Origin of the sequence: Anaerocolumna cellulosilytica (assembly GCF_014218335.1) — a bacterium.
GTDB classification, from domain to species: domain Bacteria; phylum Bacillota; class Clostridia; order Lachnospirales; family Lachnospiraceae; genus Anaerocolumna; species Anaerocolumna cellulosilytica.
Map to the genome: position 1 here is coordinate 2,413,325 of NZ_AP023367.1, position 10,107 is coordinate 2,423,431.

The 10,107-nt window shown below is 38.1% G+C and carries 1 protein-coding gene; it reads left to right on the forward strand.

The genetic code is table 11. The features are described from left to right. Position 1: 1 nt before the first annotated feature. Positions 2–10,102: a type I polyketide synthase gene (locus tag acsn021_RS09920; protein ID WP_184093349.1), complete on the forward strand. Its 10,101-nt coding sequence runs from the start codon at positions 2–4 to the stop codon at positions 10,100–10,102. The last annotated feature ends 5 nt before the right edge of the window (positions 10,103–10,107 follow it).

Below are 10,107 nucleotides of genomic sequence, written 5' to 3' on the forward strand. Positions count from 1 at the left end.
GATGAAAGAGTTCACTAAACTAATATTTGAACAGGTAGCCAACAAAAAACTGGATAGTAAAACAGCCAAATCAATACTCCACAGTTATCGGTCTCAACTGGATATCACAGGTAGTGAGGAAAAAAATAGGGACATAGCTGTTATCGGTATGGCTTGTAATTTTGGAAAGGCAACGAATCTATGGGAGTTCTGGAGTAATATTGAACAGGAAAAGGATTGTCTGACAGAAATACCGAAAGATCGATGGAGAGAAGAACACCGGTATAGTCAAAATTCGGAGGAAGCATTAAAAAGCTACAGCAAATGGGGGAGCTTTATAAGTCATGCAAAGGATTTTGATGCAAAATTTTTCAATCAGTCTGAACAGAGTGCTTACGTAACAGATCCTCAACAGAGGTTATTTTTACATCTTTGCTGGGAAGCTTTAGAAAATGCGGGTTATGGAAGTTCAGACAGCAGAACCTGTGATATGGGTGTTTTTGTTGGAGCAAGAGGGAATGTGTATGATTCAGAAAGTTATGTTGAAGATATGAATACTTCTTCCATGTCCCGAAAGGAAAGGATTGAATTATTCCGCTCCGTGGTATTAGGTAAAGCTCCGAACATGATTGCTGCCGCAGTATCAAATTTTCTGAATTTAAAAGGGCCTTCACTTGTGGTAGATACTGCTTGTTCGTCTTCCTTGGTAAGTATTCATTTAGCTTGTCAGAGTATTTTATGCGGTGACTGTGAGATGGCGATTGCCGGAGGTGTAGAAATCCTTGCAGATCCTAACACATATGTTTATCTAAGCCAGATAAAAGCATTATCTCCGGATGGAAAATGTAAAACTTTTGACAAAACTGCCAATGGTTATGTCCCTGGTGAGGGAGGCGGAGCGGTTATATTAAAGCCCCTTGCTAAAGCACTAAAAGATAAAGATACGATTATGGCTGTTATAAAGGGTTCGGCAATAAATAATGACGGTTACACCATAGGTACTACCACGCCGGATGTAGAAGGGCAGAAAACCGTACTAAAAAAAGCGTATAAGAAAGCGGGTGTAGCCCCTGAATCAATTACACTTATAGAAGCGCATGGTACGGGAACTTTTCTCGGTGACCCGACAGAATTTCGGGCATTGTCAGAAGTATTCAGAGAGAATACACGGTCTTCCAATTTTTGTGCTTTAGGAACTGTAAAATCAAATATCGGACACCTGCATTCGGCAGCAGGGATTGCTAGCTTTATCAAAATTGTACTTGCCCTTAGTAAAAAGAAAATTCCTGCCACACTAAATTGTAAAGAGCCCAATCCTCGTTTTGATTTAATTATATCTCCATTTTATATTGCTGACCATACATCGGAATGGATAACGAATGAGATTAGCAGGAGGGCAGGGATTAGTTCCTTTGGTTTTGGCGGAACCAATTGTCATATCATTTTAGAAGAAGCAGGCCCAACGCCTACAGCTGAAAGCCATTCCTTTGCTAAGACGCATCTGGCAGTTTATTCAGCTAAGGATAAGAAAGCACTTAGGAATCTTCTCATGAATAATCTGGAGTTTTTAGAGAAGTATACCGGAGGAGTGGAGGAATATACTTATACTTTAAATACCGGAAGAGAAAAATTCGAGTATTGTACTGCTATAACAGTCTCAGACCTAAAAGAAGTAAAGCAAAAGCTGGCTGAAAAAATACAGGACCTAAATTTATTATCGGGAAATAAAAAAAGTGAGAAAGAGTATAGTGAGCATCGTGAACCGCCCAAGTTAGTTATGATATTTCCCGGTCAAGGCAGCCAATATCAAGGTATGGCAGAAGAACTTTATCATTGTTCTGCCGGTTTTAGAGAAGCTTTTGACCGGTGCGATGAGATTACAAGCAGGTATCTGGGCCAGTCTATAAAAAGTATGCTATATGGAAAAGATGCTGATAAGTGGATTCATGAAACCAGGTTTACCCAGCCAATCGTCTTTGCCATGGATTATTCTATCGGCAGAATGTGGATGGATTTAGGTATAATGCCATCGGCTGTCTTAGGTCATAGTATTGGAGAATATGCTGCTGCATGTATCGCAGGAGTATTTCAATTAGAAGATGCAATAAGATTAGTGGTAAAAAGAGCTGCACTTATGGATGCGATTGACTGTAATGGGGGAATGATGGTTGTTTCGGCAGATGAAAATACAGTGAAAAAGGTTTCCGTTAAGGCTTTTCATGGTACTGACAGGGAGATTTATATTGCAGCAGTGAACAGCCCCTCCAATACAGTTATATCGGGAACAAAAGAGGCTTTGGTTCTAATGAAACAAAAATTTTCAGAAATAGGCATAAATGTAAAGGAGCTGACCGTTTCCCATCCGTTTCATTCAATATTAATGGAGCCAATGCTTCAGGAATATGTATTAGAACTAAGCACAGTAAAAATGGCGAATGCTCAAATACCATTGGTATGTAATGTTACAGGAGATTTTAAATATAATTTTGATGCCGATTACTGGCTATCACATATTATGAAGCCTGTTATGTTCCATCAAAGTGTATTGAGCTTAGTTAGAAAAGAGTACGATTGTTTCCTTGAAGCCGGTTCAGGAACCACAATTACCACTATGCTAAAGCGTATTGAGGATGTTTCTCATAGACACTGTATTTCCACAATGAAACCATACGAATCCAATTGGAAATGTTTGCTGGAAGCGGTAGCTATATTAGAAGAAATAGGAGTTCGTATTCGGCTAAAGGAATTGTATAGAAATAATTTAATACAAAAAATTGAGCTGCCAAATTACCCGTTTCAGTATAGCAGTTATTGGATTGACCAGGAGAGAACAATAGAAACCGGCAGTTTAGCAGATGTATTAAATGAGAACATAAAGAACCAAGAAAACTTAAAATATGCTCTTTTTGATACCATTAATTTTGATTCTGAAGAAGAAATCGAGTTAGAGAAAACAGTGAAACCGGATGAATTAGAGGTAATCCGTAATCATATGGTTGAAGAACAAGTGGTAATGCCGGGAGTATGTTTTTGGGAAATGGCTCAGATTGCTGCCATACATGGATATGGCAAGGTACCGGTTATGCTAAATACCATAACATATCCCTGTCCTTTGGTAATTAGTAAAGAGATAGAAACAACGTATCGAATAAATCTTAACAAACAGACCGGAAAGTTTAGAGTATCATTTCTTTCTAAAGAAGGCATAGAGCAGCGCTTTGTTATAGCGGCAATGGGGACTATTGATACCGGAACTGCAATAAGGAAAGAAACGCTTAGTATTCCTGCAGTAAAGCAAAGATTGTCCCAGAGTTTTTCAGAGGGCAGAATCCTTAAGGAGCAGTTTAGAGAAAAGGGCCTTAACTACGGGGAAGAGTTTTATTCTGTTGTGAAGATATGGGAAGGAAAAAATGAGGCATTAACGGAGTTGAAGCTTAATGTAGATACAGAATCTGAGAGATACATGTACTTTCCAGGAATTTTAGATGGCGCGCTTCAAACCATAGCCGGAGTAGAAGAAGTAATAAAGGATTCCCGCAAATACATACCCTACCGAGTCAAAAAAATTGAATACTATGGGTTATTGCAAGGAAACAGCTATGGATATGTAAAGCTGCTTCGTTACAATAAAGAAAAAGGCTTGATTGAATTTCAGGTTACTATTACGGATATCCATGGTGATGTAAAAATATATATTGATAACATGTGTCTTAAGGCGGTAGCAGACAACCCTAAGGAAAAAGAGAAAAGTAATAAACGGGAAATTAACGAATACTATGCTCCCTACTGGCAGAAAGTTAAGCCACCGAAAAATCAAACGGAAAAAAGAAGGCAGATACTACTCTTTAAGGAAGACAATGAAGAAACTCTTCTGTCAGCTAGCTTTAAGAAGACGCCTGGAGTTATTGAGGTATACAAAGAAGATGTATTTCATATAGTCGATGAGAGGCGTTTTACTGTCAATCCTCAAAAGCCAAGGAGTTACGAGGCGTTATTTCATGACTTAAAAAAGCAAGATTTTGTTATTGATACTATCATACTAGATTACACAATGAATGAACGGATGAATAATTTTAATTATATTCAGGCTGAGGCGTCTCTCAGAAATAGTGCAATGGAGATGGTTAATGTAATTAACCATCTTAGAAACTATTATCGGAATGACATCAATCTTGTGGTGATCACTAGACAGGCATTTTTGGTGAACGATACTGATACGGGTGCGAGCTTCTGGCTGTCAGCATTAATGGGTTTTATTCGCTGCATCTCCTTGGAACATAAAACGGTTCATAGTATGTTTGTAGATATGGACGGAGGAGACAAGGCTGAATTAGAAGATACAGGTTCTATAATAGATCGTTTATTAGGCAGTTATTCGAATGGAATCTTTGCTTTAAGAAAGGGTACTATCTATTCCCAAGCCTTTAAAAAAGAAAAGTTCGTTAAGGATGTCAGAAACGGGCTGCCTTTTAAAGAGAATGGGGTATATGTTATAGCCGGTGGGCTTGGAGGCGTAGGACTGGAAATTGCTAAGTGTATAGGAAAAACGGTAGGGACAAAGCTAGTTTTACTGGGAAGAAGTCAATTACCCGAAAGAGAACAATGGGACTTGGTAAGCCAGAAAGATGATAGTGATATTGCAAGTAAGGTAAAAGCATTAAAGAGTATAGAAGCGTTGGGGTGTGAAGTATCTTACATATCTGTGGATTTAGGCGGGGAAGAAGAAGTAATGACTGCAATGGAAAGTGTAAGAGCGGCATATGGATCAATAAATGGTGTAATTCATGCGGCGGGTGTACTAAAGGATGGACTTATAAAAAATCTTTCTCAGGAATTGTATGATTACGTAACAGTATCCAAAATAAGAGGAGCTTGGCTGCTAGATCAGGCGACAGAGCAGGATGCACTAGATTTTTATGTAATATGTTCAGCTCTGGTGACCTTCCTTGGGAATGTGGGACAAGCCTTTTACAGTACTGCAAATGCATTTTTGGATTCCTTTGCAGGACACAGAGCCCTGATAAAAAAGAAAAAAACAATCGTAATAAATTGGGGGGTGTGGTCCGACGTTGGAATGGTTGCAGACTCTGTCAATAAAAAGCTTCTGGAGGAAAGGGGAATTATTCCTCTAACAACAGAAGAAGCCATTGGAGCGTTATGTTCTTGCTTGACGGCTGATAACCTGCAATTTGGCATTGCCAGATTAGAAGAGGCTATAGAAAATAGACTGCTAAGCCTGCCGGTTATTAAGAACAGGAATTCTGAAAGCATTCATATTGCTGAGAAGGAAGTGGCAATAAACGGGAATGGGCCTGAATTGGAAGACGAAGTAAAAAAATATCTGCTAATAAAGGTTAATGCCTTAAAGGATTCACAAAATACCGTAAATTATAAGACCAGTTTTTTGGAAGCCGGACTGGATTCTATAACAATGGTTAATTTTACTGATAATTTCGGGCGGGAAACCGGAATTAAATTATACCCTACGGTACTATTTGAGTATCCGACCATCCAGGAACTTACCAAGTATCTGTTAAAGGACTATAAAAAAGAATTAGATACGTATTTCAAAAATTCTTTTCCTGTAAAGGGAGTGGCTGTAAATACGGTTATAAAAACGGCATCTTTGGAATTGCAAGAAGACAGGGAAATTATGCGTTCACACAAGGAACCTCCGTTTGATACTAACATACAGTATTCTGACTCTGACATAGCAGTTATTGGTATATCTGGTATTTTTCCGGGAGCTAAGAACGTAGATGAATTCATGGATAATCTATTAAAGGGACGAAATTCTGTTGTAGAAATACCGGCCAAACGGTGGGACTACAAAGAACATTATCATACAGAGAAGAAGAAGGGGAAAACGTATTGTAAATGGGGGGGCTTTGTTGAGGATATAGATTTGTTTGATCCATTGTTTTTTAACATATCGCCAATGGAGGCAACGGTACTGGATCCGCAGCAAAAATTTTTATTACAGGCAGGGTGGGAAGCACTAGAAGATGCAGGTTATGCAAACGGCAGTTTATTTCATACAAAAACCGGAGTCTTTGTAGGTGTATCAAATCATAATTACTTTGATGAATCCTTTGATGCCAATAATAATTATAGTGGACTTGGCACAGCAAATGCCATTGCAGCAAACCGATTATCCTACTTTTTAGATTTTAAAGGGCCGAGTATGAGTATTGATACCCAGTGTTCCTCATCATTAGTAGCAGTACATGAAGCCTGCAAGAGTATACTCTCAGGAGAATGCGAGTATGCCCTTGCCGCTGGTGTTAATTTTTTAATTCCCAAGGATTATTATATCCTGCTTAGCCAAATGGAGGCAGTATCAAAGGATGGCAGTTGTAAGACTTTTGATAAAGAAGCGAATGGCTTTGTATCAGGCGAAGGGATTGGTGTTTTGCTGTTAAAGAGACTGTCTGATGCCATTAAAGACAGGGATAATATACACTGTATTATTAAAGCCAGTGAAGTAAATCATGACGGACGTTCAGCAAGCCTCACAGCTCCTAATAGTAAATCACAAACGGATTTAATAAAAAATTGTATAAATAAAGCAGCTATAAATCCTGAAACAATTACTTATGTGGAGACTCACGGGACAGGAACTCCCATCGGGGATCCAATAGAGATAAAAGGCTTGACCGATGCATTTTTAGAGTTTAGTAACCGGAAAAGTTATTGTGCTCTTGGTGCGGTCAAAAGCAATATTGGACATCTGGAATCGGCTGCAGGGATGGCTGGTATGATAAAAGTCATTATGGCTATGAAAAATAAAATCATACCTGGTAATTTACACTTTAATGAAAAAAATCCATTCATTAATTTTGCCGATTCTCCCTTTTATGTATTAGATAAACCGACTGAGTGGCTGGTAAAAGGTCATCCTTTAAGAGCAGCCGTAAGTTCTTTTGGAATGGGAGGAACCAATGCCCATGTAATATTGGAACAACCGCCGGAGTATGAAGGGTCAGAAATTGTTAAAGACAAGGAGTATCCGGTTATACTGTCGGCAAAGAGTAAGGAAGCATTAAAGATGAGCGTTAACAGGCTTTTAGAATACCTAAAGAAAGCGAAAGACCTATCTCTTGAGAATGTTTCCTATACCTTGAGTACAGGGAGGTATCATTTTAACAATCGGATTGCCATAGCAGTAGATAGTGTTGGAGACCTAATCGCTGCTTTACAGGAGGTTTCTGCGAATGATTTGAAAGAACTTTCATCAAACCGGATATTTTATAACAAAGCGGAAGGCAGTGATGCTATATCTTATCTGAGTATTCAGGATAAGAGCCCGATTCCTGTGTCCGTAATTTTGCCGTATTACAATAAACAGACATTGGATTTTGTAATAAGGACAATAAACGATGGATTCATAGAAAATCCAGTATTTTATGAACTATTAAATGAATATAAAGAGATTTTACTTACGATGGGAATCAACCTAAATCATTACTTTACAGGTAACGCCTTATTGTATAGTGAATCAGAGACCGTCCTTTGTGTTTATGTATTTATCATTTGCTTATGCAGATGGTTACAAGCATTTGGATTTGTCATAAACAAACTAGTTTCAACAAATGATACACATGGAATTAGAGAAGTATTAAGTGGACAAAAAACGCTGCAAGAAGGTGTATCCTACGTATTAGAGCACGTCAGAGTGCATGAAGTAAGTACGGAAGATGAGGAAATCTTAATATCCCTAGTGGAGAATAACAACGGATACATAATTAATTTAAACAATGGATTTGAACAAATTATAACAGATAGGGAAAGCAATCCAGAACTAATCTTCTCCATTAGCAGGGAAGAGAATGATGGGATAGATGGATTGATACAGATGCTGTCCTCACTGTATGTAAAAGGAGAAGCGGTGCAATTTAAAGCTCTGTATGCTAAGTCAGTGAGAAAGATTTCCTTACCTGCCTATGCATTTCAGATGAAACGTTATTGGCATAATAAGAATAATTCAATGAAGACGGCAGCCGCAGAAATAGAAGCAGGATATCAGCTTGCAGAAAAGTATAAGGCAGAAGATTTCTTTTATAAATGGTACTGGCAGGAAGCCTCACCAAATGAAGCTCTCATACCGGTTGAAGGAGCAGTATGGATTATATTCACTACTTCCGGTTATCTCTCAGACTTAATTCAAAATAGTCTTAAAGAAAGAAAACAAAGGATTGTATTAGTTTTTAAAGATGTGAGCTTCCGTAAAAGAAACAGTAATGAGTACGAGATGAATCCTAGTAAGCAAGAAGATTATAAAACTGTTTTTTTGGATGTTATAGAGAAATTCCAAAGCGTGGATGCTGTAATTAACCTTTGGAGTTATAAACAGGAGTCAGAGGATACTTATTATGATAACACGGTAGAGCTTTTTGGAATGGCATTGGGACTTTCTGAAATCGCTTCTAAGGATAAAGAAATAAATCTATTAACCATAACAGACAATGGGTTCTCACTAGAGGATGTAAATAAGCAACCTGTCCATATAAGCAGCTACCCTGTCCACTTATTATCAAGATTAATAACCGGTGAAATCAAAAATATTGCTGCTAGAAGTGTTGATTTGGACAATAACAAACTTTCAAGGGAACAATTGGATAAGCTCCTTTTTGAGTATTCCTTTACCAGGAACGGATATAGTGAACTTGCTTTTAGAAACGACAAAGCCTTTATACGAAAGTTAAAAAAAGAGGGGTTGGAGCATACCCATCAAAAAGAGTCTGTTTGGGTAGAAGGAGGGATTTATGTAATTACCGGAGGCGCATCCGGTATTGGAACAGAGATTGGTATACATATAGCTAAGGCAGTAAAAGCAACTATCATTTTAATTGGAAGAACGCAGTTGCCTGCTCCGGCTGAATTTGAAGCATTCCTTAAAAAGGGGACGGACAGCCACAGGATGGCAAAGATAGAAAATATACTTAAAATTAAAAAAGTCGGTGCAGATGTTATCTATTATAAAGCTGATATAACAAATGAAGAAAGTACCTTTAGAACGTTTGAAAATATCTTTGCGGTATATGGGCAGATTACAGGTGTTTTTCACTGTGCAGGGAGCAAAAAGGATTCTGTAATTACTGTGAAATCTTTCTCCGATTTTAAGGAAGTTATTTCTATAAAAGCATGTGGTTTAAGTTATATAAAAACAGCTGTTAGCAATCATCCGGTTGACTTTATTATAGCCTTTTCATCAATAGCAGCACTTTATGGTACACCTGGCCAGAGTGATTATTCAGCAGCCAACGCAGTAATGGATGCTTTTGTGTCAGATTGGGCATTAACAGAGAAAGCGTTTGTAACCTCAATCAACTGGACGCTATGGGAGGGAGCCGGTATGGATATACCTTCACTTGCTAAACGAAAAATGGCAGGCGATGGTTTAAGGGCGATTACAATTACAGAAGGCCTGCATGCTTTGGAAATTATATTAAAGCATAGAAAACAGGCGAATTATATTGTTATGGATCTTATGAGACCGGAAGAGTTCTTAATGGATTTGGAACATAGTAAAGAGAGAACGCCCATGTCTTATAAAAACGGAATCATAGCTTTGCCCTTGAATGAAATAGCGGAGAATGTAGTGTCAGATAGAGCTTTACTTGTAAAAGAGACAAAGGAATTCTTAACCCGGATGCTTGCAAAATTATTATATCTTGATGACTTGGAACTGGATACAAGGAGGAGTCTAGATGAATATGGCATGGATTCCCTGTCTATTAAGGAAGCGCTAACAGCTCTGGAACAACAGTATAATACAGTGTTGGAACCATCCTTATTTGAAGAACACCCAAGTATTGAAGCACTGGCCGAATATTTGTCGACCCGCTTTGAGAAGAAGGTATTGAAATCTGAGAAGATTGAGATATACCATTCAGAAGCACTGGTAAAAAATGACATAAAAGAAAGAGTAAACCCTGAACATTTGGATACCAGTGAATATGATGGAAATGAAAACAGCCATAGCAAAGATGAAGTAGAAGAATTATATAAAGAACTATATGAGGGGGTTATAGATGCCTCCGATGCAAAAGACAAAATATTAAGGTTTCTCAAGAATACCGGTGACAGTGAAGAAATGCAGTATGAAAAAACAGGATATTGATTAAA